Origin of the sequence: Streptomyces endophytica, assembly GCF_026153355.1 — a bacterium.
GTDB classification, from domain to species: Bacteria; Actinomycetota; Actinomycetes; order Streptomycetales; family Streptomycetaceae; genus Streptomyces; species Streptomyces endophytica.
The window spans coordinates 920,293-942,922 of record NZ_CP110636.1 but is presented as its reverse complement, the minus strand read 5'-3'; the positions used below and the strand labels follow the sequence as shown (position 1 = coordinate 942,922).

Here is a 22,630-nt window from a genome sequence, read left to right as displayed (position 1 = left end):
GTGCGTCATATGCCGTGGCATGGCGACGGGGGTTCGAGGGAATATCCCATCCAGGTCGGCGTCCGGAACAAGCCATCGGGCGCCGCATCTCAGCGGACGGCATGGGGCCGTCCGCCCGGGAGGCCCTTTGCACATCACGGAGATCCGTGCGCACCGCACGGGCGACGCGAGGGGCCGGCGCTCGGCCCGTGCATCGTGGCCTGAGCCCGGTCCGGTCATCAGATGGCCGGGGGTCCCAAGGACGCTGCCCAGCAGCAGCTGGGCGCACCACGTCCCCGGGAGCACATCGCCCCGCGACGCCGTCGCACCCCAACCTCATCCGAGGGGGTTCGTCCACCCGTGGTGAACAGCAAGCAGCGCCGTGACAACGACCGGCGCACTTATGTCCTCGACACCAGTGTGCTGCTGGCCGATCCAGGCGCCATGGCCCGCTTCGACGAGCACGAGGTCGTGCTGCCGGTCGTGGTGGTCACGGAACTGGAGGCCAAGCGGCACCATCCCGAGCTCGGCTACTTCGCCCGGCAGGCGCTGCGCCGGCTGGACGAGTACCGGGTGCAGCACGGCCGGCTGGACTCGCCCATCCCATCGGAGAGCTCGGCGGGACGCTCCGGGTCGAACTGAACCACTCCGACACCGGCATCCTGCCCCCGGGCTTCCTCAACGGGCACAGCCGGCTGGGTGACAACGACTCGCGGATCCTCGCCGTCGCCCGCAACCTCCAGGCCGAGGGGTTCGACGTCACGGTCGTCTCCAAGGACCTGCCGATGCGCATCAAGGCGTCCTCGGTGGGCCTGCTGGCCGAGGAGTACCGCGCCGAACTCGCCATCACCGACTCCGGGTGGACCGGGATGGCCGAGGTGACCGTCCCCGCCGACCAGGTCGACGACCTGTTCTCCGCCGAGACCGCGTACGTACCGGAGGCGGCCGGGCTGCCCGTGCACACCGGCCTGGTGCTGCAGTCCGAGCGGGGCAAGGCGCTCGGCCGGGTCACCGCGGACGGCACGGTCCGGCTGGTCCGGGGCGACCGGGAGGCGTTCGGCATCCACGGGCGCAGCGCCGAACAGCGGATCGCGCTGGACCTGCTGCTCGACCCGGACGTCGGCATCGTGTCGATGGGCGGGCGGGCCGGCACCGGCAAGTCGGCGCTGGCGCTGTGCGCGGGTCTGGAGGCGGTGCTGGAGCGCCGGCAGCACCGCAAGGTGATGGTGTTCCGCCCGCTGTACGCGGTCGGCGGGCAGGAACTGGGCTATCTGCCGGGCAGCGAGGCGGAGAAGATGAGCCCCTGGGCGCAGGCCGTCTTCGACACGCTGTCCGCGGTGACCACCAAGGACGTCATCGAAGAGGTGGTGGGCCGCGGCATGTTGGAGGTGCTGCCGCTGACCCACATCCGCGGGCGGTCGCTGCACGACGCGTTCGTCATCGTGGACGAGGCCCAGTCCCTGGAGCGCAATGTCCTTTTGACGGTTCTGTCCCGTATCGGGGCCAACTCCCGGGTCGTGCTCACCCATGACGTCGCCCAGCGGGACAACCTCCGGGTCGGGCGCTACGACGGAGTGGTCGCGGTCGTCGAGAAGCTGAAAGGACATCCGCTTTTCGCCCATGTCACCCTGAACCGCTCGGAACGGTCGCCGATTGCGGCACTGGTGACCGAAATGCTGGAGGACGGCAGGGTCTGACCCGTCCGCCCTGGACAACCGCTTGGATCCGGCCAGTTGTCCGGATCTGACCCGCTGTAAAGCGGCGCCGCCCGGCGAAGCGAAGGAGCTTAGCCGGGCGGCGTTCTGCTGCGCGCCGATATCCGAAAATACTCTGGGGTAAACGAGGTGTGAGCTTTCACACCCGGCCGGGAATTGATTCCCGGTGTGTCGTTCGGGCAGAGTCTGGGTCCTGTCAGGCCCCGCATACGGCATCCGCACCCCCAGCGGTGCAGAACAACCGAACTTCATAGTGAGTAGCCGTATGCCGCCCGAGCACCACGCGGACCCCGAGGGGGACGTACCGGGCCAGTGCCTCCCGTGACCAGCCGGTCCCGCCCGCTCAACAGGGCCCGGAACAAGGGGAGGCCAGCGTCAGGGGCACGATTGCGCCCGCGAGGTCACCTAAGCGGGCGACGCTGGAAGGAAATCGTGTGAGCCGGATCTCGGTCCGGGGATTCGCCGTGGCATCCGCCACCGCGGTCACCACCGTCGGCGCCGTCGTCGGCGTCGCTGCAGGGCAGCCCGCCACGGTCAACGCCGAGGCCACCGCTGCCGATGCGACGACCATTGCCGACATCCCCGCGGGCGCCCAGGCCCAGGTGCAGACGGCTTCCCTGACGCAGCAGGCGGACGACGCGTCCACCCAGGCGGACACGTCAGCCCTCAAGTCTGCCCAGGAGGCCGCGCGCAAGGCCGCCGCGGAGACCGCGCAGAGCAAGAAGGACGCCGCGGACCAGCAGGCCAAGAAGGAAGCCGACGCGCGCAAGAAGAAGGAGCTGGCCGCGTCCCGCTCCTCCTCGCGCACCGACCTCGGCGACCTGGTCGGCAAGAGCTCGTACAGCATCGCGGAGACGCAGGCCATCGCGCGCCAGATGATGGCCGGCGACCAGTTCCAGTGCTTCAGCAACATCGTGAGCCACGAGTCCGGCTGGAACTACCGTGCCACCAACGCCGGCTCGGGCGCCTACGGCCTCGTCCAGGCGCTGCCCGGCTCGAAGATGGCCTCCGCGGGCTCCGACTGGCAGACGAACCCGGCGACCCAGATCAAGTGGGGCCTGAACTACATGAACGACCGCTACGGCAGCCCCTGCGGCGCCTGGTCGTTCTGGCAGGCGAACAGCTGGTACTAGGCTCATCGGCCGCACTCAGCGCCTCTCGAAACCCCCGAACGCACCGCGTCGGGGGTTTCGTGCGTCGCGCACGGGTAACGTCGTGCCCGTCAACGTGGCCACGGGAGGGGAAGAGGAAGGCAGATGTCCAGATTGCCTCAGTGGGTCGGTGGCCTCGGCGCCGGTCTGACGCGGCTCTCGCAGCGGCTGGAGGAACAGCGCCGCCGTGCCGAGGCCGCCGCGGCAGAAGCGGGTGACCCGGACGACGAGCTGAGGCGCGGCGAGCACACGGTGACGCCGGTGCCCGCCGGGTCGGCGGCCGCCGGGCCGGTGGCCACGCTCGCCGTGCCCCGTACGCAGCTGCCGGGGGCCGGGGACGGCGTACCGCATCCGGGCACGGCCGCGGAGAGCGCACCGCCGGCCGCCCCGCGGGTGCCGGACTCCGTGCCCGCGCCGCCCTCGTACGCGCCGGCCGTGGCGGCCCGGCCCGATCCGGTCGACGCCGTGCCGTGGGGCGTACGGGTCGCCGCGGAGGCGGGCTGGCGACTGCTGGTGCTGGCCGCCACGCTCTGGGTGCTGGCGCAAGTGATCACCAGCATCCAGCTGGTCGTGCTGTCCTTCATCGCGGCGATGCTGATCACCGCGCTGCTCCAGCCGACGGTCGGCTGGCTGCGGCGGCGCGGGCTGCCGCGCGGGCCGGCCACCGCGCTGACCTTCATCGGCGGCTTCGTGGTCATGGGCCTGGTCGGCTGGTTCGTCGTGTGGCAGGTCCAGGACAACATCGACTCGGTCTCCAGTCGCATCCAGGAGGGCATCAGCGAGCTCAAGGGCTGGCTGCTGAAGAGCCCGTTCCATGTGACCGAGAGTCAGATCAACAGCATCGCCAAGAACCTGCAGGACGCCATCGGCGCCAACACCGAGGCGATCACCTCGGCCGGCCTGGAGGGCGTCACCGTCGTCCTGGAGGTCTTCACCGGCATCCTGCTGGCCATGTTCACCACCCTGTTCCTGCTCTACGACGGGCGGCGGATCTGGGAGTGGGTGCTCAAGCTCGTCCCGGGCGCGGCCCGGGAGGGCGTGGCGGGCGCCGGGCCGCGGGCCTGGCGCACCCTGACCGCCTATGTGCGCGGCACGGTCATCGTGGCGCTCATCGACGCCATCTTCATCGGCATCGGGCTGTACTTCCTCAATGTGCCGCTGGCCGTCCCGCTCGCCGTCTTCATCTTCCTGTTCGCCTTCATCCCGCTGGTCGGCGCGGTCGTCTCGGGTGCGCTGGCGTGCGTGGTCGCGCTGGTCACCCAGGGCGTGTTCACGGGGCTGATGGTGCTGGCGGTGGTGCTGGCCGTGCAGCAGATCGAGGGTCATGTGCTGCAGCCGTTCATCCTGGGCCGGGCGGTCCGGGTCCACCCGCTCGCGGTGATCCTCTCGGTCGCGGCCGGCGGACTGATCGCCGGGATCGGCGGTGCGGTCGTCGCGGTGCCCCTGGTGGCGGTCACCAACACGGCCGTCGGGTATCTGCGGTCGTACTCCCGGGAGCAGGCGGTGCGGATGTCGGTGGCCCGCGCGGTGCCACCGCGATCGGGGTGGCACCGACCCCGCCGCCGGTCCGGCGGACCCGGAGCGACGACGAGGAGGACCGGGGCTAGCACCCGGCAACGCGAGAACCCCGCGGACGACGCAACGTCCGCGGGGTTCTGCGTGTTTCGGGCGCCGTACGGCTACCGGGTCACTCGGCGAGTGCGGCCTCGGCGTCCAGGGTGGCGCCGACGGCCTGCAGGACGGAGGCGATCTTGACCGCCTCCTGGATCGTCTCGCGCTCCACACCGGCCTTGCGCAGCACCTGCTCGTGCGAGTCCAGGCACATGCCGCAGCCGTTGATGGCCGAGACGGCCAGCGACCACAGCTCGAAGTCGACCTTGTCGACGCCCGGGTTGCCGATGACGTTCATCCGCAGGCCGGCGCGCAGGGTGCCGTACTCCGGGTCCGACAGCAGGTGCCGGGTCCGGTAGAAGACGTTGTTCATCGCCATGATGGCGGCGGCCGACTTGGCGGCGGTGTACGCCTCGGCGGAGAGGTTCGCCTTCGCCTCGGGCTCCAGCTCGCGCAGCACCTTCGGCGAACGGGAGGCGATCGCGCAGGCCAGGACCGTGCCCCACAGCTGCTGCTGCGGCAGGTCGCTGTTGCCGATCACCGAACCGAGGTTCAGCTTGAGGTCCTTGGCGTAGTCCGGGACCGCGGACTTCAGGTCATCGAGGGCCATGGGTCTCACTCACCAGCCAGCAGCGAGACCGGGTCCAGGGTGTCCTCGCCCTTGCTCCAGTTGCACGGGCACAGCTCGTCCGTCTGGAGGGCGTCGAGGACCCGCAGGACCTCCTTGGGGTTACGGCCGACGGAGCCGGCGGTCACCATCGTGAACTGGATCTCGTTGTTCTGGTCGACGATGAAGACGGCGCGCTGCGCGAAGCCGTCCTCGCCCTCGATGCCGAGGTCGCGCATGAGCTCGTGCTTCGAGTCGGCGAGCATCGGGAAGGGCAGGTCGGTCAGGTCCGGGTGGTCCTTGCGCCAGGCGTGGTGCACGAACTCGGAGTCACCGGAGAAGCCGAGGACCTGCGCGTCACGGTCGGCGAACTCCTCGTTCAGCTTGCCGAACGCGGCGATCTCGGTCGGGCACACGAAGGTGAAGTCCTTGGGCCACGCGAAGACGATCTTCCACTTGCCCTCGTAGGTCTTGTGGTTGATCTGCTCGAACTCCTTGCCCTTCTCCAGCGAGACACAGGCAGTCAGGTCGAACTCGGGGAACTTGTCACCGACAGTGAGCACGCGCTCTCCTTGTTGCGTAGAAATTCCCTTTTGGGGTCTTTCCTTGAGGCTTGGACGGAACTCACAGTGCCACACGAGGCATTGATCAGGGAAATAGCTAGACTGGTGAATGTTGATCGGAGGTGGTTATCAGTGGTGTCGCCAGCCAGTCAGAACGGACGGCCCCGCCAGCCCAGCCTGGCCCAGCTGCGCGCGTTCGCGGCGGTGGCCGAGCATCTGCATTTCCGCGAGGCGGCGGCCGAGATCGGCATGAGCCAGCCCGCGCTGTCCGGCGCGGTCTCCGCGCTGGAGGAGGCCCTCGGGGTGCAGCTGCTGGAGCGTACGACGCGCAAGGTGCTGCTGTCGCCCGCGGGGGAGCGGGTGGCGGCCCGGGCCCGTACGGTCCTGGAGGCCGTCGGCGATCTGATGGAGGAGGCCGAGGCGGCCCGCGCGCCCTTCACCGGCGTCCTCCGGCTCGGCGTCATCCCGACCGTGGCGCCGTACCTCCTGCCGGCCGTGCTCCGCCTGGTCCACGAGACCTACCCCGACCTCGACCTCCAGGTCCACGAGGAACAGACCGCGTCGCTGCTCGACGGCCTGGCGCACGGACGCCTCGATCTGCTCCTGCTCGCCGTCCCGCTCGGCGTCCCCCAGGTCACCGAACTCCCGCTCTTCGACGAGGACTTCGTGCTCGTCGCGCCCAAGGAGCACTGGCTCGGCGGCCGCGGCGACATCCCCCGCCAGGCGCTCCAGGAACTCGACCTGCTGCTCCTCGACGAGGGCCACTGCCTGCGCGACCAGGCCCTGGACATCTGCCGGGAGGCCGGCCGCGACGAGAACACCCCGGTCACGACGAGCGCGGCGGGCCTCTCCACCCTCGTCCAACTCGTGGCCGGCGGCCTCGGCGTGACCCTGCTGCCGCGCACCGCCCTCCGGGTCGAGACCGGCCGCAACGACCAGCTCACCACCGGCTACTTCGCCGACCCGGCCCCGTCCCGCCGGATCGCCCTGGCCATGCGCACGGGCGCGGCCCGCCAGGAGGAGTTCGAGCAGTTCGCCGAGGCCCTGCGGGGGGCGCTGCGGGGGTTGCCGGTGCGGATCGTGAAGGGGTGAGGGTCAGCTACGGCGAGCCGGCGGCCGGGCGTCGTCCAGCACCTGCCCCACATCCAGCACGACTTCGGCGCCGATCGACTCGGGCAGGGTGACTTTCTCCCCGGCCAGGTGAATTCGGTGCACGGAGTACCCGTCCGCCATGGGTTCGGTGAGTACGTGCACCCGCTCATGCCTGCGGTCGACGATCACGTACACCGGGACCCGCGCGCCGCCGTAGGCGGCCACCTTGGTGCGCAGGTCGTTCGCGTAGTTCCCGGATGTGACCTCAAGCACCATACGGAAGACCGCCGGGTCGCAACACCCGTACTCGACGACGTGATCCTGGAAGTCGGCGTCCACCACGGAGAGGTCGGGAACGGCGAAATCGTCCGGGCCGTCCGGAAGCCACATGCCGAGACCTTCCAGTACCTCCGTCCGGCCGCCGTCCAGCCCCGCCGAGACGAAGGGACGCCGGAGGCGGGAGAGCCCCTTGGCGTGGGCAGGGTCGGGGGGTGGGGTCACGGTGAGGACGCCTCCGAGGATCTCGACGCGGTGGCCCGGGAGCTGCTTCATGAGCTGGTCGGCCTGTTCGAGGAGTGTCAGAGGCTCGCGGCCGTGCGCGTAGGGACCCTCGACAGCTGCTGCGGACATGCATGCCTCCCGTTGGCTTGTGCCGAGGCCATCATCGTAGGCAGAACCGGCCTTACGCGTCCCGTACGGCGGCGTTCACCCGTTCGGGCACGCCACCCTCCTCACTCCGTCCGCAGCCCCTCCGGTCGCATCATGCGCCACAGCGGCGGCAGGCTCAGGGCGGTGACGTGATGATCCCGGCCAGGCAGTGCAGCAGGGTCGACTTGCCGGAGCCGGAGGGGCCCGTCACGACGACGACCTCACCGGGGTGGATCGAGAAGTCCGCGCCGACCAGGGCCGGGGTGCGGCCGTAGGTCTTGTGCAGGCCCTCGGCGGCGAGCAGGGATCCCTCGGGCGTCACGCCCGGACCGCTTCCGCCAGTTTGCCGAGCCGGGCGGCGGTCAGCTCCAGCCAGCGCAGATCGGCCTCCAGATGGAACAGCGCGTGGTCGCAGATCAGTTGGTCGGCGAGGTCGCCGGTGCGCTTGCGCTCGGTCAGTCCGCGCATCAGCCGCAGGTGCTCGGTGCGCTGGGTGTCGAGGAGTTCGGCGGCGTCGCGGTCGGTCAGCAGGGCCAGGACGATCTTGGTGTAGAGCGTCGACTGCAGGTAGGGCTCGGGCTTCTCCGGGCGGGCCAGCCACTGGGCGACATCGGTGACGCCGGCTTCGGTGATCGCGTACCGCTTGCGCTCCGGGCCGGCGCCGGGCTCCACGGCGTCCACCTCGACCAGGCCGTTCTTCAGCAGCCGGGACATCGTGGAGTAGACCTGCCCGTAGTGCAGCGGGCGGTCCTGGCCGAAGTGCTCGTCGAAGGCCCGCTTGAGGTCGTAGCCGTGGCGGGGACCGGACTCCAGAAGGCCCAGCAGCGTATGACCGATTGACATGCCGACCACCTACTCGGGAGTGTACCGGCAGTGTATACGTGGGGTGTATAGGCGGAGGGGGCAGGGGCCGCCGTCGCGACGTGCGGCGTTATCGCTGGTCGTCCGGCTTCTTCGGCGGGCGGCCACGGCGCGGGATCGCCCCCGCGCCCCGGGGCAGCCGCCCCGCCTCGGAGAGCGCCTTGCGGAGCAGGAACTCGATCTGCGCGTTGGCGCTGCGCAGTTCGTCGTCCGCCCAGCGGGCCAGTGCGTCGTGGATCAACGGGTCCAGCCGCAGCAGCACCTGCTTGCGCTGCTGCGGCCGTCGCGCGGGGGCCGTCCGCCTTCGGCGCCGGGCTCCTCCGGGTTTCCGGTGCTCACTGGTACAGCGAGCCCGTGTTCAGTACCGGCTGGGCGGCCCGGTCGCCGCACAGCACCACCATCAGATTGCTGACCATGGCAGCCTTCCGTTCCTCGTCCAGTTCGACGATGCCCTGCTCGCTGATCCGCACCAGCGCCTGCTCCACCATGCCGACCGCGCCCTCGACGATCTGCTGGCGGGCCGCGACCACCGCGCCGGCCTGCTGGCGCTGGAGCATCGCCGAGGCGATCTCGGGAGCGTAGGCGAGGTGACTGAAGCGGGACTCGATGATCCGTACACCGGCCGCCTGGACCCGCGCGGTCAGCTCCAGGGCGAGCTTCTCGGTGATCTCCTCGGCGTTGCCGCGCAGCGACAGGGCGTTCTCGTCGTGCGCGTCATAGGGGTACTCGATCGCGATGTGCCGGACCGCCGCCTCGGCCTGGGTGGCGACGAACTCCAGGAAGTCGTCGACCTCGAACAGTGCCTGGGCGGTGTCCTCCACCTGCCAGACCACGACCGAGGCCAGCTCGATCGGGTTGCCGTAGGCGTCGTTGACCTTCAGGACCGCGGTCTCGTGGTTGCGCACCCGGGTGGAGATGCTGCGGGCCGTGGTCAGCGGGTTGACCCAGCGCAGGCCGTCGGTGCGGATGGTGCCGACGTACCGCCCGAAGAGCTGGATGACCCGGGCCTCGCCGGGCGCGACCATCTTCACGCCGGTCATGCAGAAGAGCGAGCCGAGGAGGATCGCCGCGCCGGCGAGGATCAGCGGTATGCCGACCGCCTTGTTGCCGCCGTCGGCGAGGAAGCCGCCGACGGCGATCGCGCCGACGCCCAGGGCCACGCCGAGCACGGTCAGCAGCAGGGCGAGCCCGCCCGCGATGCTGTGCGCCCTGACCTCGCGGATCTGCGGGCGGGGCATCTCGGGGGCGGTCACGGCGAGGTCGTCGCCGGAGGCGGGGCCGGTGAGGTGGTCGGCCGTGGGTTGGTCGGACATGAAGATCCCCGTTTCTCCCGATGCGGCGCGTGATGTCCGCCGCATTCGATGATTGCGCTGGTCTAGCAAAGTGATAGCAGATTAATGGACGGGAGGCCGGGCCGTCCAGTCCCGGAGCCGGGCCCGATTTACGACAAGTGCGCAGGTGAGCGCCGGGCGACGCAGAAAACCCACCCCATGGTTCCGTCGGGCCGGGTGCTGTTTGTCACGTCAGGAAAAGCCTTGATCGATGAGTATTTGTTGACAGATGCGGTGTTAGCTTCAACAGCTGAGTTAGCTGGGGGCGGAACGACTGGAGTTGTCGAAGCGATGGGCCGAGCGGAAGCGAGACGGGCGCAGCAGGGGAGCGCCCGCCGGGCCAAAACGAAGCAGAAGAAGTCCGGCATACGCCGCCTCTTCACCTGGAAGAAGATCCTCGGAACCTTCCTCGGGGTGTGCCTGCTGGGCATCCTCGGCTTCATCGGGCTGTACCTGTACGTGGACATCCCCAATGACGGCAACAAGCAGGCCCAGCTCCAGAGCAACGTCTACAAGTACGCCGACGGCAAGGTCATGGCCCGGGTCGGCCAGGTCAACCGCGAGAACGTCTCCCTCGACCGGATCCCCTGGGCGGTGCAGCGCACCTTCGTCGCCGCCGAGAACAAGAACTTCTACCACGACTCCGGCGTCGACCTGATGGGCACCGCGCGCGGCATCCTCAACACCCTGATGGGCAAGGGGAAGCAGGGCGGCTCGACGATCACCCAGCAGTACGTCAAGAACTACTACCTGACGCAGGAGCAGACGGTCAGCCGCAAGCTCCAGGAGATCGTCATCTCGCTGAAGGTGGACAACAAGCTGGGCAAGGACAAGATCCTCGCCGGCTACCTCAACACCAGCTACTACGGCCGAGGCGCCTACGGCATCCAGGCCGCCGCCCGCGCCTACTACGGCGTGGACGTCGACAAGCTCACCGTCTCGCAGGGCGCCTACCTCGCCTCGCTGCTCCAGGCGCCGAACCAGTACGACTGGTCCCTCGCGACCAAGGACGGCAAGAAGCGGGTCCAGGAGCGCTGGGCGTACACGCTGAACAACATGGTCGAGATGCACTGGCTCTCGCCGCAGCAGCGCGCCAAGCAGAAGTTCCAGCGGCCGAAGGACCCCAAGCCGCTGCCCGGCGTCAGCGGGCAGACCAGCTACATCGTCGCGGAGGCCAAGCGGGAGCTGATGGCCCAGGGCGTCGACGGCAAGCAGTTCGACGCCGGTGGCTGGACGATCACCCTCGGCATCCAGAAGGACAAGCAGAAGGCGCTGGAGCGGGCGGTCAAGCACAAGCTGACCGCCGACCTGAACCCAAGACCCGCAAGGTCGACGCGGACGCCCAGCTGGGCGCGACCTCGGTCGACCCGAAGACCGGGCACGTCGTGGCGATGTACGGCGGTGCGGGCTATCCCAAGCACTACACCAACAACGCGACCCGCTCCGACTACCAGCCGGCCTCCACGTTCAAGCCGCTGATCCTCGCCTCGGCGATGGAGCACAACGCGACCACGCATGACGGCGTGCCGATCACCCCGAACACGATCTACGACGGCCGCAACCGCCGTCCGGTCGTCGGCGGCACCATCCCCTTCGCGCCGCCCAACGAGGACGAGCGCAACTACGACAAGATCACCGTCCAGACGGCCACCAACAACTCCGTCAACTCGGTCTTCGCACAGATGGGCGCGGACGTCGGCCTGGACAACGTGAAGAAGACCGCGGTCAGCCTCGGCATGGACGGCTCCAAGATGGACGTCAAGCCGGCCATGACCCTGGGCACCATGGGCGCCAGCCCGCTCCAGATGGCCGGCGCGTACGCCACGTTCGACAACCACGGCAAGAAGGTCACGCCCGCGGTGGTGACCAAGGCCGTGCACACCGTCAACGGCGTGGACAACGATCTGCCGCTGAAGGACCCGATCGGCCCGGACGTCCTCAGCCGCCGGACCGCCGACACCCTGACCTCCGTCCTCACCGGCGTGGTCAACGACGGCACCGCCTCGGAGTCCGTCAAGAACACCGCCTACCAGGCGGCCGGCAAGACCGGTACCTCCGACGACAACAAGTCGGCGTGGTTCGTGGGCTACACGCCCAAGCTGGTCACCGCGGTCGGCATGTTCGGCGAGTCGCCCAAGGGCGGTGCCCAGGTGACCCTCAAGGGCACCGGTGGCGGCGGCCGGGTCAACGGCGGCGGCTACCCGGCCAAGGTGTGGGCGGACTACACCCAGAACGCGCTCGGCGGCAACACCGGCGGCGACTTCGACCTGGAGACGGACATGGGCGCCGCGATCCCGCCGACCACCAGCCCGACGCCGACCGCCACCCCGTCGACGACCCCGTCGCCGACCGGCACCCCGAGCAGCACGCCCAGCGGCACCCCGTCGTCCCCGTCCGGCCGGCCGTCGCACACCCGAGCGGCCGCCCGAGCAGCCCGACCACCCCGAGCGACACGGCCTCCCCGCCGGACGGCGGCGTGGACGGCGGTGACACCAGCGGCACCACCAGCGGCGCCGACGGCGGCACCACCGGCAACGACAACGGCGGCACCAAGGGCGCCAACAGCCTGCCCGGCTTCAACTGACGCTGGGCAGCGGTCCGGAACGACAACACCGCGGCCCCCGCCGGATCCGGCGGGGGCCGCGGTGTTGCCGTACGGGCCGGAGCCCGCGGGCCGGGCTCTCAGCGGCGCGGTGTCCCGGCGGCATGGTCAGCTCGAACCAGACCACCTTGCCCATGCTCAGCCGGGTCGCGCCCCAGCGCCGGGCCATCCGGTTGACGAGGTAGAGCCCCCCCGCCCTCGTCCGACGGCCGGGCCTGCCGCAGCCGCGGCAACTGCGGCACGTCGTCCCCGACCTCGCAGCGCAGCACGTCCGTGCGCAGCAGCCGCAGCGTGATCGGCCGCTCGGCGTACCGCACCGCGTTCGTCACCACCTCACTGACCAGCAGCTCCAGCTGATCGGTGAGGTCGTCCAGACCCCAGCGCGCCAGCGCCCGGCGGGCCAGCCGGCGGGCCTGCCCGGCGGTCTGCGCCTTCGGGTCCAGGTACCAGTACGCGACGTCGCTCGGCGCGATCCCGTCGAACCGGGCCGCCAGCAGCGCGATGTCGTCGTCCCGGTCGCCCGGCCCGAGCATGTCCAGCACCTCGTCGCACAGCGGCTCCAGCGGCGGCGGATGCGGGCCCGTCAGCCGGGCCGTCTCCGCCAGCCGCTCCCGCAGCTGCTCGATTCCGGTCCACACGTCCCGGATCCGCGACTCCACCAGACCGTCGGTGTACAGCACGAGCGTGGCCCCGCCGGCGCGTCCAGCTCCACCGCCTCGAAGTCCACCCCGCCGACACCGATCGGCGCGCCCGGCGGCACCCGCAGCACCTCCGCGCCGCCGCGGTGCAGCATCAGCGGCGGCGGATGGCCCGCGTTGGCGATCGTGATCCGGTGCGCGACCGGGTCGTACACCGCGTACAGGCACGTCGCCATCCGGTCCGAACCGAGCCGCTGGGCCTGCTCGTCGAGGTGGTGCAGCACCTCCTGCGGCGGCAGGTCGAGACCGGCCAGGGTCTGCGCGGTGGCGCGCAGTTGGCCCATGATCGCCGCCGAGGTCATCGAATGCCCCATGACGTCACCGACCACCAGCGCCACCCGGCTGCCCGGCAGCGGGATCGCGTCGTACCAGTCACCGCCGACCCGGGCCGTCTCCGCGGCCGGCAGATAGCGGCTGGCCAGCCGCACCCCGGTCGGCTGCGGCAGCGAGTCCGGCAGCATCGTGCGCTGCAGCGCGTCGGCGATGTACGCCTCCCGGCCGTACAGCACCGCCTTGTCGACGCCCAGCGCGGTGTGCGTCGCCAACTGCGCCGCCACCAGCAGATCGTCCGGCTCGAACGCCGGCCGGTCGGGCCGGCGCAGGAACACCGCCGCACCGATCACCCGCCGCCGGCCGCGCAGCGGCGCCAGGATCACCGGTGGCCGCCGGGCAGCCGCGGATCGGGCCCCAGCAGCTCGGGCAGCGCGGTCCGGGCCGCCTGCGCCTCGCCGAACAGCGGCCGCACGCCCCGCAGTACCTCCGCCAGCGGACCGCCGGGCCGCACCTCGGCCAGCTCCGCGGCGCTGCCGCCCATCGCCGGCCCAGATCGGGCTGCGCGGGCAGCACCGGCAGCCGCCCGCCGTTGGTGTCCGGCTCCTCCGGGATCCGGTCGGTGCGCCGCAGCCGCAGCACCACCGGCCCGGTGGGCCGCTCGTCGCCCACCGGCAGCGGATCGCGCAGATACACCAGGATCGCGTCGGCGAAGGTCGGCACCGTCGCCCGGCACAGCCCCAGCACGATCTCGTCGAGGTCGATGCCGCGGGCGATCCGCCGGGTCGCCGCACCGATGAACCGCAGCCGGTCACCGCCCGCCTGCCGGGCCGCCGCGACCTCACCGCTCTCGCCCGGATGCGCCGAGCGCGCCGGGCCGGCGGGCGGCAGCGGAGCGGGCGGCGGACCCGACGGCGGCCCGGCCGGCGCCGGCACCTGCGCACCGGTCGCCTCCCCGGCCGGCGCCCGGCCGGGCACCGCCCCGCCGGCCTCCCCGCCGCGTGGCCGGGACCGTCCGGCGCCGCCGTCCCGCGGCCGCCCGATGCCCTCGCCGCCGGGCCGCGTACGCTCCCGCGGTGCGGCTCCTCGCCCGGATCCGGCGTGCCCGCGCGGCCCACCGCGCCCTGTGCCACCCGCCGCCGCGCCGGGGCCGTCTCGCGCTCCCCGTCCGGTGCGCGCCCGGCCGCCCGCTCGCCGGCATGGCCACCTCCCCGTATGAGTCGGCGCCCCAGGGGTCGCCGCCGTAAGTGTCCGCGCCGCCATAGGCGTTCGCGCCGCTGTACCTGCTCGCGCCACGGTACGCGCCCGCGCCGCCGAAGGTGTCCCCGTACGCCTCCCCGTACGGAATCGCCGCGTCGTCCCGGGCCGCGCCGTGGTCCGCGGGCGGCTCGCGGTCGGCCCGGCCGGCCGGCGGCCCCGCCGGGACGAAGCCGGCCGTGGCGGGGCGCTGCAGGGCGCCGCGCGGGTCCGGGACGGCGCCCAGCGGCGGCGTCCGGCCCGGCCCCGCGCAGGGGACGCCGAGGGCGCGGCGGTCGGGGCCGACCGCCGCGATTCGTGGGAGGTGGGATGCTCCGTCACGCGTGGGATTCCATCCGTCCGGGGCTGCGCGTCCGACGCGCCGCGTTCCGGGCGCGCAGCCCGTACGGGACGCGCCCGACGCGCTGCGTTTCAGGCGCGTCGCAGGTGCAGAAAGAGCTGGATCTCGGGTGGTACGTCCGTGCTCGCCGGGGCGTAGGCGTAGGCGTCCTCCCGACGACGTCGAAACCGGCGTCGTGCACGACCCGGCGCAGGTCGTCCCGCAGGTAACCCGATACCCGGATCGTGTTGCCCAGGAACGGGATCGGGAAGTCGTCCACGTCCGCCTCGACCATCGACAGGGCCAGCAGCCACCGGGTCGTAGCAGATCATGCAGCAGGCCCAGTGCGTAAGGGATTTCCGCACGGGGCAGCATCAACAGCGAGAAATAAGCGGCGACACCGTCGAAGGAGCCGGGGCCGCCGAGCCGGCCGCCGCGCAGATCGGCGATGTCCAGCCGGTGGAACTCCGCGCCCGGGGCGTTGTCCGGGCCAGCTTGACCATGGAGGGGGAGAGATCGATACCGACCACGCGGTGCCCGGCGTCGGAGAGCTGACGGGCGGTCGGCAGGCCCGAACCACACCCGACGTCCAGGACACGGCGCCCGCGGGCAGGGCACCGGCCAGCCAGGTGCCGGAGGCCAGCTGGCCCTCCTTGTGCGGAAAGGCGTCGTTGTAGCGGTCGCCGATGGCGTCGAACGCCTCGGCCTGCCCGGCCCGGTCCAGCGCTAACCGGTTCAGGCCCTCGTACTCGTCGTAGCTCTTCGCGCTCACGACCTCGCCCCTCCTGCGACCGCGGTCAAGTTCGTTTTCCAGTTCTGGAGTTGCGCCTGTGCAGTCTTGCGGAGGACGATCCTACGTTTGAAGACCCGGGCGCAGCAAGGGGGCTCGGACCGGCTCCTCGCCCCGCGGGGAACAGCTTTGCCCAAAGGCGCACCTTTCCACGGTCCGCCCCCTTCACTCCCACTTCCGGTACCCCTTTTCACTTCACTCCCTCACGACCGCAAACGATCCGGTGCGCGGTCCCAGTCCTCCGGGAGCCGGGGGACGTCCCAGGCCGGGTCGGGCCGCCAGTCCTCCCAGCCGTCCGAGTACGGTCCGCGCCAGGCCGAGATCTGTGCGATCGCGGCCCGTCCGGCGGACCGGACCTCCGCGGCCCGCGCGTGCGTCATCAGCCCGTCCCGCTGCGCCTGTGCGAATTCGTCCTCGTCCCGCCACTCCCAGTGCCGGTCCGGATAGACGCAGATGTCGAGGAAATGGTCCTCGGAGTCAATTCCCCCTGACCAACGACGGCGCGGCTGCTCCAGGTTGACGTACCAGTTCTTGAACTGCCAGCCCTGCTCCCAGAAGAGCCAGACCGACCAGGGGTCGCCGGGCCGCGCGAGCTTCAGCACGCCGGTGCCGAACCAGTGGTCGTGGGTGGTCCGGCGCGGTTTGGTGTAGCGGGTCGCGAGCGGCTCGCGGTGCACCGGCGTGCCGTCGGCCAGCACCGGCTTGATGCACGCGGTCCCCGGCGCCATCCACACCGCCAGCAGCTCCTCGGTGTCCTGGACGACGGTCATCGGCCGGCAGATGTGGAAGCGCCCCGGATCGGCGTTGTCGCGGTAGCGCCACAGGATGTGGTCGCCCGGCGCCCAGCGGCCCGCCGCGCCCTCCGCCGCCACCTGCCGCACCCCGGACGTCCCGCGCCGCCGGCCGCCTCGCCTTCCGCCGTGTCCACCATGTCCGCTGTCATGGGCAGATTTTTAGGGGTGCCGTGTGACGCCCGCCGTGACATGAGACGCAGCGGGCGTTACGGGAGCGGTAACGTACCTTCCTTGCGGTGTTACGGGCGGGTCATGGCCATGGCGGCACGGCTACCGGGACATGGTCACGGGTGGGTCATGCGCAGCACGTCCAGCGCCTCGTCCAGCTGCTCCTCGGTGAGCAGCCGCGCTCCACGTACCCCTCGTCCAGGACCACCTGACGGATCGTCCTCCGTTCGGCGAGCGATTTCTTCGCCACCTTCGCCGCCTCTTCGTAACCGAGGTACTTGTTCAGCGGGGTGACCACGGACGGCGACGATTCGGCGTATTCGCGGGCCCGTTCCGCATTGGCCGTGATGCCGTCGACCGTGCGGTCCGCCAGCAGCCGCGCCACATTCCCGAGCAGCCGGATCGATTCGAGGACGTTCCGCGCGATCACCGGGAGCATCACATTGAGCTCGAAATTGCCGGCCGCGCCGGCCGCGGCCACCGTCGCGTCATTCCCGGTGACCTGTGCGGCGACCATCAGCACCGCCTCCGGAATCACCGGATTGACCTTCCCCGGCATGATCGACGAACCGGGCTGGAGGTCCGGCAGATTGATCTCGGCGAGACCGGTGCGCGGCCCCGACGCCATCCACCGCAGGTCATTGGCGATCTTCGTCAGCCCGACCGCGATCGTCCGCAGCTGCCCGCTGGTCTCGACGATGCCGTCCCGCGCGCCCTGCGCCTCGAAATGATTGCGCGCCTCGGTCAGCGGCAGCCCGGTCGCCCGGGCCACTTCCGCGATCACCGCCGCGGAGAATCCCGGCGGCGTATTGATGCCCGTCCCGACGGCCGTACCGCCGAGCGGCAGCTCCGCCAGCCGCGGCACCGCACTCCGCAGCCGCTCCACGCCGTACCGCACCTGGGCGGCGTATCCGCCGAATTCCTGTCCCAGCGTCACCGGCGTGGCATCCATCAAATGCGTCCGCCCCGACTTCACGACGTCCGCGAATTCCTCCGCCTTCCGCTCGAACGCCGCCGCCAGATGCTCCAGCGCCGGAATCAGATCGTTCAGCACCGCCGAAGTGGCCGCGATGTGGATCGACGACGGAAAGACGTCGTTCGACGACTGGCTCGCGTTGACGTGGTCGTTCGGGTGGACGTCCCGCCCCAGCCGCTCGCTCGCGAGGGTGGCGATGACCTCGTTGGTGTTCATGTTCGACGACGTCCCGGAGCCGGTCTGGAACACGTCGACCGGGAAGTGCGCGTCCCACTCGCCGCCGGCGACCGCCGCGGCCGCCTCCTGCACCGCCTCCGCGATGTCCTTGTCCAGTACCCCCAGCCGGGCGTTCACCGTGGCGGCCGCGCCCTTGATCCGTGCCAGCGCCTCGATGTGCGCCCGCTCCAGCCGCTGCCCGGAAACGGGGAAGTTCTCCACCGCCCGCTGCGTCTGCGCCCGCCACTTGGCCCCCGCGGGCACCCGGACCTCGCCCATCGAGTCGTGCTCCACCCGGAAGCCGTCGCCGTCACCCACTGCACTCGTGTCACTCATACCTATGACAGTGCCCGGGGAAGGGGATCTGTTCCCGCCCGACGCCACCGTCCCGCCGGCGGTTCGCTCGGCGGGACGGTGGGGTGCGGCGGGCCGGGTGGGCCGGACGGGTCAGGCGCCCTGGCGGACCGGGATGCTGGTGAACGTCGGGGCCGGGGAGGGGTCCTGGAAGAAGTCGTTGCCCTTGTCGTCGACGACGATGAAGGCGGGGAAGTCCTCGACCTCGATCTTCCAGACGGCCTCCATGCCGAGCTCCTCGTATTCGAGGACCTCGACCTTCTTGATGCAGTCCTGGGCCAGGCGGGCGGCCGGGCCGCCGATGGAGCCGAGGTAGAAGCCACCGTGGGCGGCGCAGGCGTCGGTGACCTGCTGGGAGCGGTTGCCCTTGGCGAGCATGACCTTCGAGCCGCCGGCGGCCTGGAACTGCTCGACGTAGGCGTCCATCCGGCCCGCGGTCGTCGGGCCGAACGAGCCGGAGGCGTAGCCCTCGGGGGTCTTGGCCGGGCCCGCGTAGTAGACCGGGTGGTCCTTGAGGTACTGCGGCATCTCCTCGCCGGCGTCCAGACGCTCCTTGATCTTGGCGTGCGCGATGTCGCGGGCGACGACCAGCGTGCCGGTCAGGGACAGCCGGGTCTTGACCGGGTGCTTGGTCAGCTCGGCGAGGACCTCGTCCATGGGGCGGTTGAGGTCGACGGCGACCGCGTCGAGGTCGGGGCCGGCGCCCTCGGTCAGTTCCTCGTCCGTGGTCTCCGGCAGGAAGCGGGCCGGGTCGGTCTCCAGCTGCTCCAGGAAGACGCCCTCGGCGGTGATCTTGGCGACGGCCTGGCGGTCGGCCGAGCAGGAGACGGCGATGGCGACCGGGCAGGAGGCGCCGTGCCGGGGGAGGCGGACCACGCGGACGTCGTGGCAGAAGTACTTGCCGCCGAACTGCGCGCCGATGCCGATCTTCTGCGTCAGCTCGAAGACCTTGTCCTCCAGCTCCTTGTCGCGGAAGCCGTGGCCGGTGGCGGAGCCCTCGGCGGGCAGCTCGTCCAGGTAGTGCGCGGAGGCGTACTTGGCGGTCTTGAGCGCGTACTCGGCCGAGGTGCCGCCGACGACGATCGCGAGGTGGTACGGCGGGCAGGCGGCCGTACCGAGCGAGCGGATCTTCTGCTCCAGGAACTTCATCATGGAGGCCTCGTTGAGGACCGCCTTGGTCTCCTGGTAGAGGAACGACTTGTTGGCGCTGCCGCCGCCCTTGGCCATGAAGAGGAACTTGTAGGCGCCGCCGTCGGTCGCGTACAGCTCGATCTGCGCCGGGAGGTTGGAGCCGGTGTTCTTCTCCTCCCACATGGTCAGCGGGGCCATCTGCGAGTAGCGCAGGTTCAGCCGGGTGTACGCGTCGAAGATGCCGCGGGAGAGCGCTTCGGAGTCGCCGCCCTCGGTGAGCACGTTCTGGCCGCGCTTGCCCATCACGATCGCGGTGCCGGTGTCCTGGCACATGGGCAGCACGCCGGCGGCCGCGATGTTGGCGTTCTTCAGCAGGTCGAGGGCGACGAACTTGTCGTTGGCCGAGGCCTCGGGGTCGTCGATGATCTTCCGGAGCTGCCCGAGGTGCTCGGGGCGCAGGTAGTGCTGGATGTCATGGATCGCCGCTTCGGCCAGCTTGCGCAGCGCCTCCGGCTCGACCTTGAGGAACGTCCGGCCGTCGGCCTCGAAGGTGCTGACACCTTCCTTCGTGATGAGGCGGTACGGGGTCTTGTCCTCGCCGGTGGGGAGCAGGTCGGTGTAGGCGAATTCCGGCATGGTGGCGGTTCATCCTTACTCGGAGGGGTCTGGCTGGCTTCTACGGCAGCGCCCCAACAGCGTAGAACCCCGGCGCGCGGGCGCGGCTGTGAGGTGAGGCTCAGTCGGCGGCAGGCTCCGGTTCGGGCGGCGGTGCCGACTCCGGTTCGGGCGGATGTGCGGTCCGGTCCTGCGATACCTAGTCGCGATCTATCGCGTTTCGGTACGCTGGGGCGGTGGATGCAGACAACGGGGGACGAGTGGGCCCCGAGACCCCCCAAACGGTGGACCTGACGAAGGCCGGGACCAGGCCCGCGGGCGCGCCCGTGGCCGAGGCGGACATCCGGGCGTCCGACGCGGACCGCGACCGGATCGCCGCGATCCTCCGGGAGGCGCTGGCCGAGGGCCGCCTCGATCCCGAGGAGCACGCCGAGCGGATCGACACGGTCTACCGCGCCAAGACCCTGGGCGAGCTGGAGCCGGTCGTCCGCGACCTGCCGGCGGCCGGCGGCCGTCCGCGGCCGGGACCGGACGCGTCGGCGACCGCGTACGGCACCGGAGCGCCGCAGCCGGACCAGAACCTCGTCGCGATCTTCAGCGCCGCCACCCGCAAGGGGCGCTGGCACGTCCCGGCGCGGATCAACGCCGTGGCGATCTTCGGTTCCGTCGAGATCGACCTGACCGAGGCGGTCTTCCCGCAGCAGCAGGTCCAGATCACCGTCACCTCCCTCTTCGGGAGCGTGGAGATCCGGGTGCCGGAGAACGTCACGCTGCGCAGCAGCGGCTCCGGGATCCTGGGCGCCTTCGAGATCGACACCCATGAGGCGGAGGACGGCGACGCCCCGCAGATCCAGGTCAACGGCTACGCGATCCTGGGCAGCGTGGAGGCCCGGCCCAAGCGCGGGGCGCTGATCGGCGACCTGCGCGACCGGCTGCGCGAGAACCACCGCGAACTGCGCCGGCAGCTCCGCGACGAGCACCGCGAGCGGCACCGCGAGTGGCACGAACGGCATCGCCTGGAGCGGCAGGAGCGCCGGGACCGCTTCCGCAGGAGGCACGACGGCGGCCGCTGAGGTGCGTATGTCCCGGGGTGCGGTGCGACTTTTCGCGTTGTCGCGTGATCTCGTTTCCGCACGATCGCCACGGTGTGCATAAGCGTGCGCACAGCGGGTAGGGCTGGTGCATCGTCTCTCGTACGGCTGCGGGGTGCGGAAAGAGGCCGTGCGCAGCGAGACGGGCAAGGGTGATTTCTCTCGCCGAAGCCGTCGTCAGGAGTAGACCGTGCTGCTACCGCATCAGCCCCTGCAGGATGCCGCTGTCGTTCCGTCCCCGCGAGTGCCTGCGCGCGACGAGGCCGGTCCCTGGCATTCCGAGGCGGTGTGCCGCCGGGACGAAGCCGGGCTGTTCTTCGCCCCGTCGAAGGAGCCGACCGCCGCGCGACTGGCCAGGGAAGAGGCCGCGAAGCGGGTCTGCGCCCGCTGCCCGGTCATGGTCGAGTGCCGGGAACACGCGCTGCTCCAGCCGGAGCCGTACGGCGTCTGGGGCGGGCTCACCGCGGCCGAGCGCCGGGTCGTGCTGACCCGGCGCCGGCGCCGGGAGTCCGAACTGCAGCGTGCGGCCCATATGCCCGCGGCCGGCTGAACAGACCGCGCGTATGGGCCACTTCGCCCCCGCCGGAGCCTCTCCGGCGGGGGCGAAGTGCGTCCGCGGTCGTCCCGGCGGGAGCCGTCAGCTGGGGCGCTCGAAGTCCACGGAGCTGTAGGCGCGCAGCTTCGACAGCCGGTGCTGGGAGTCGATCTGCCGGATCGTGCCGGACTTGGACCGCATCACCAGGGACTGGGTGTAGGCGGTCTCGGCGCGGTAGCGCACGCCGCGCAGCAGCTCGCCGTCGGTGATGCCGGTGGCGACGAAGAAGACGTTGTCGCTGCGGACCAGGTCGTCGATCTCCAGGACCTTGTCCAGGTCGTGACCGGCGTCCAGGGCGCGCTGCCGCTCCTCGTCGTCCTTGGGCCACAGCTTGGCCTGCAGGGTGCCGCCCAGACACTTCATGGCACAGGCCGTGATGATGCCCTCGGGCGTACCGCCGATGCCCAGCAGCAGGTCGACGCCGGTGCCCTCACGCGCCGCCATGATCGCGCCGGCGACGTCGCCGTCGGCGATGAACTTGATCCGGGCGCCCGCCTCCCGGACCTCCTTGACCAGGCCCTCGTGGCGCGGCCGGTCCAGGATGACCACGGTGACGTCCTCGACCGCGGACTTCTTCGCCTTGGCGATCCGCTTGATGTTCACCGCCACCGGGGCGGTGATGTCGACGAAGTCCGCCGCCTCCGGGCCGGTGGCCAGCTTGTCCATGTAGAAGACCGCGGACGGGTCGAACATCGCGCCGCGCTCGGCGACCGCCATCACGGAGACCGCGTTGGCCATGCCCTTGGCGGTCAGCGTCGTACCGTCCACCGGGTCCACGGCCACGTCGCACTCCGGGCCGGTCCCGTCCCCGACGCGTTCGCCGTTGTACAGCATCGGCGCGTGGTCCTTCTCGCCCTCCCCGATGACCACGACCCCGTTCATGGACACGGTGTGGATCAGGGCGCGCATGGCCTTGACCGCCGCGCCGTCCGCGCCGTTCTTGTCACCTCGCCCCACCCAGCGGCCCGACGCCATGGCACCGGCCTCGGTGACCCGGACGAGTTCCAGGGCGAGGTTGCGGTCCGGGGCCTCGGGGCTGACCTCGAGTTGGGACGGGAGATGATGCTCGGTCATCGAGCGCACCTTTCTGTACGGCGACGGCCGCGGAGGAGTGAGGGTGGCTGTGCGGGGGCGCGGGGGACTCCCCCTGAGGTTCACAGTATCTGCACGTCGCCAAAATGAGCAGTGGGCCCTTC

General features: G+C 71.0%; 12 protein-coding genes and 8 pseudogenes. 7 read left to right on the top strand and 13 right to left on the bottom strand.

The genetic code is table 11. The features are described from left to right. The first annotated feature begins 339 nt into the window (after positions 1–339). The 3 genes and pseudogenes from OJ254_RS04190 (at position 340) to OJ254_RS04180 (ending at position 4,452) form a co-directional block, all read left to right on the top strand. Positions 340–1,676, top strand: a pseudogene (locus OJ254_RS04190) (PhoH family protein). Between the two features lie 452 nt (positions 1,677–2,128). Beyond that, positions 2,129–2,827, top strand: coding sequence for an aggregation-promoting factor C-terminal-like domain-containing protein (locus tag OJ254_RS04185; RefSeq protein ID WP_265361300.1), 699 nt, complete (start codon positions 2,129–2,131; stop codon positions 2,825–2,827). Positions 2,828–2,950: 123 nt separating this feature from the next. After that, a pseudogene (locus OJ254_RS04180) lies at positions 2,951–4,452 on the top strand (AI-2E family transporter). Between the two features lie 80 nt (positions 4,453–4,532). Here the strand turns inward: OJ254_RS04180 and OJ254_RS04175 are convergent. Together OJ254_RS04175 and OJ254_RS04170 are read right to left on the bottom strand one after the other, a co-directional pair. Then, positions 4,533–5,066: an alkyl hydroperoxide reductase gene (locus tag OJ254_RS04175; RefSeq protein ID WP_265361299.1), complete on the bottom strand. Its 534-nt coding sequence runs from the start codon at positions 5,064–5,066 to the stop codon at positions 4,533–4,535. 5 nt (positions 5,067–5,071) lie between these two features. Further along, the gene (locus OJ254_RS04170; protein ID WP_265361298.1) at positions 5,072–5,626 is read right to left on the bottom strand and encodes a peroxiredoxin; all 555 of its coding nucleotides are present in this window, start codon (positions 5,624–5,626) and stop codon (positions 5,072–5,074) included. Positions 5,627–5,758: 132 nt separating this feature from the next. On the opposite strand from OJ254_RS04170, the gene OJ254_RS04165 reads away from it, so the two are divergent. After that, complete coding sequence (locus OJ254_RS04165; RefSeq protein WP_265361297.1) at positions 5,759–6,718, top strand: hydrogen peroxide-inducible genes activator; 960 nt, start codon at positions 5,759–5,761, stop codon at positions 6,716–6,718. A 3-nt stretch (positions 6,719–6,721) separates the two neighbouring features. Here OJ254_RS04165 and OJ254_RS04160 read toward each other — a convergent pair whose 3' ends face one another. The 5 genes and pseudogenes from OJ254_RS04160 to OJ254_RS04140 form a co-directional block, all read right to left on the bottom strand. Then, positions 6,722–7,348 carry a Uma2 family endonuclease gene (locus OJ254_RS04160; RefSeq protein ID WP_265361296.1) on the bottom strand — a complete coding sequence of 209 codons (627 nt, stop codon included), beginning with the start codon at positions 7,346–7,348 and terminating at the stop codon, positions 6,722–6,724. A gap of 166 nt (positions 7,349–7,514) precedes the next feature. Then, positions 7,515–7,688: pseudogene (locus OJ254_RS04155) on the bottom strand (ATP-binding cassette domain-containing protein); the annotation flags it as partial. Further along, entirely contained in the window at positions 7,685–8,209 is a 525-nt protein-coding gene (locus OJ254_RS04150; protein ID WP_265361295.1) for a PadR family transcriptional regulator, read from the bottom strand. The gene OJ254_RS04150 and the pseudogene OJ254_RS04155, both read right to left, overlap by 4 nt. An 88-nt stretch (positions 8,210–8,297) precedes the next feature. Next, positions 8,298–8,566: pseudogene (locus tag OJ254_RS04145) on the bottom strand (type II toxin-antitoxin system antitoxin). Next, positions 8,563–9,540: an SPFH domain-containing protein gene (locus tag OJ254_RS04140; protein ID WP_265361294.1), complete on the bottom strand. Its 978-nt coding sequence runs from the start codon at positions 9,538–9,540 to the stop codon at positions 8,563–8,565. Before OJ254_RS04140 ends, OJ254_RS04145 begins: the two are co-directional and overlap by 4 nt. Positions 9,541–9,849: 309 nt before the next feature. Between OJ254_RS04140 and OJ254_RS04135 the strand changes: the two are divergent. After that, positions 9,850–12,142: pseudogene (locus OJ254_RS04135) on the top strand (transglycosylase domain-containing protein). On the opposite strand, the pseudogene OJ254_RS04130 reads toward OJ254_RS04135, so the two are convergent. From OJ254_RS04130 to OJ254_RS04110, 5 genes and pseudogenes are all read right to left on the bottom strand, one after another. Further along, positions 12,135–14,172 (bottom strand): annotated as a pseudogene (locus OJ254_RS04130) (SpoIIE family protein phosphatase). The pseudogenes OJ254_RS04135 and OJ254_RS04130 overlap by 8 nt on opposite strands. Before the next feature lie 624 nt (positions 14,173–14,796). Further along, a pseudogene (locus tag OJ254_RS04125) lies at positions 14,797–15,476 on the bottom strand (class I SAM-dependent DNA methyltransferase). 221 nt (positions 15,477–15,697) lie between these two features. Continuing rightward, a complete protein-coding gene (gene fomD / locus OJ254_RS04120) occupies positions 15,698–16,366 on the bottom strand; it encodes a cytidylyl-2-hydroxypropylphosphonate hydrolase (protein ID WP_265361293.1) in 669 nt (222 codons plus the stop codon). A 206-nt stretch (positions 16,367–16,572) separates the two neighbouring features. Continuing rightward, a pseudogene (locus OJ254_RS04115) lies at positions 16,573–17,984 on the bottom strand (class II fumarate hydratase). A 111-nt stretch (positions 17,985–18,095) separates the two neighbouring features. Then, positions 18,096–19,769 carry a fumarate hydratase gene (locus OJ254_RS04110; protein WP_265361292.1) on the bottom strand — a complete coding sequence of 558 codons (1,674 nt, stop codon included), beginning with the start codon at positions 19,767–19,769 and terminating at the stop codon, positions 18,096–18,098. Positions 19,770–20,032: 263 nt separating this feature from the next. On the opposite strand from OJ254_RS04110, the gene OJ254_RS04105 reads away from it, so the two are divergent. Together OJ254_RS04105 and OJ254_RS04100 are read left to right on the top strand one after the other, a co-directional pair. Then, entirely contained in the window at positions 20,033–20,821 is a 789-nt protein-coding gene (locus OJ254_RS04105; protein WP_423835996.1) for a DUF1707 SHOCT-like domain-containing protein, read from the top strand. A gap of 208 nt (positions 20,822–21,029) precedes the next feature. Then, on the top strand, positions 21,030–21,389 hold the full coding sequence (locus OJ254_RS04100; RefSeq protein WP_261955911.1) for a WhiB family transcriptional regulator: 360 nt from the start codon (positions 21,030–21,032) through the stop codon (positions 21,387–21,389). An 87-nt stretch (positions 21,390–21,476) separates the two neighbouring features. On the opposite strand, the gene glpX is transcribed toward OJ254_RS04100, so the two are convergent. Next, positions 21,477–22,508, bottom strand: a complete 1,032-nt coding sequence (gene glpX / locus OJ254_RS04095) for a class II fructose-bisphosphatase (RefSeq protein ID WP_265361291.1) — start codon at positions 22,506–22,508, stop codon at positions 21,477–21,479. Between the last annotated feature and the right edge of the window lie 122 nt (positions 22,509–22,630).

Coding starts and splice junctions, on each gene's coding strand:
- OJ254_RS04175 (WP_265361299.1), bottom strand. CDS start 5,066: ATGGCCCTCGATGACCTGAAGTCCGCGGTCCCGGACTACGCCAAGGAC.
- OJ254_RS04160 (WP_265361296.1), bottom strand. CDS start 7,348: ATGTCCGCAGCAGCTGTCGAGGGTCCCTACGCGCACGGCCGCGAGCCT.
- OJ254_RS04150 (WP_265361295.1), bottom strand. CDS start 8,209: ATGTCAATCGGTCATACGCTGCTGGGCCTTCTGGAGTCCGGTCCCCGC.
- OJ254_RS04140 (WP_265361294.1), bottom strand. CDS start 9,540: ATGTCCGACCAACCCACGGCCGACCACCTCACCGGCCCCGCCTCCGGC.
- OJ254_RS04110 (WP_265361292.1), bottom strand. CDS start 19,769: ATGCCGGAATTCGCCTACACCGACCTGCTCCCCACCGGCGAGGACAAG.
- glpX (WP_265361291.1), bottom strand. CDS start 22,508: ATGACCGAGCATCATCTCCCGTCCCAACTCGAGGTCAGCCCCGAGGCC.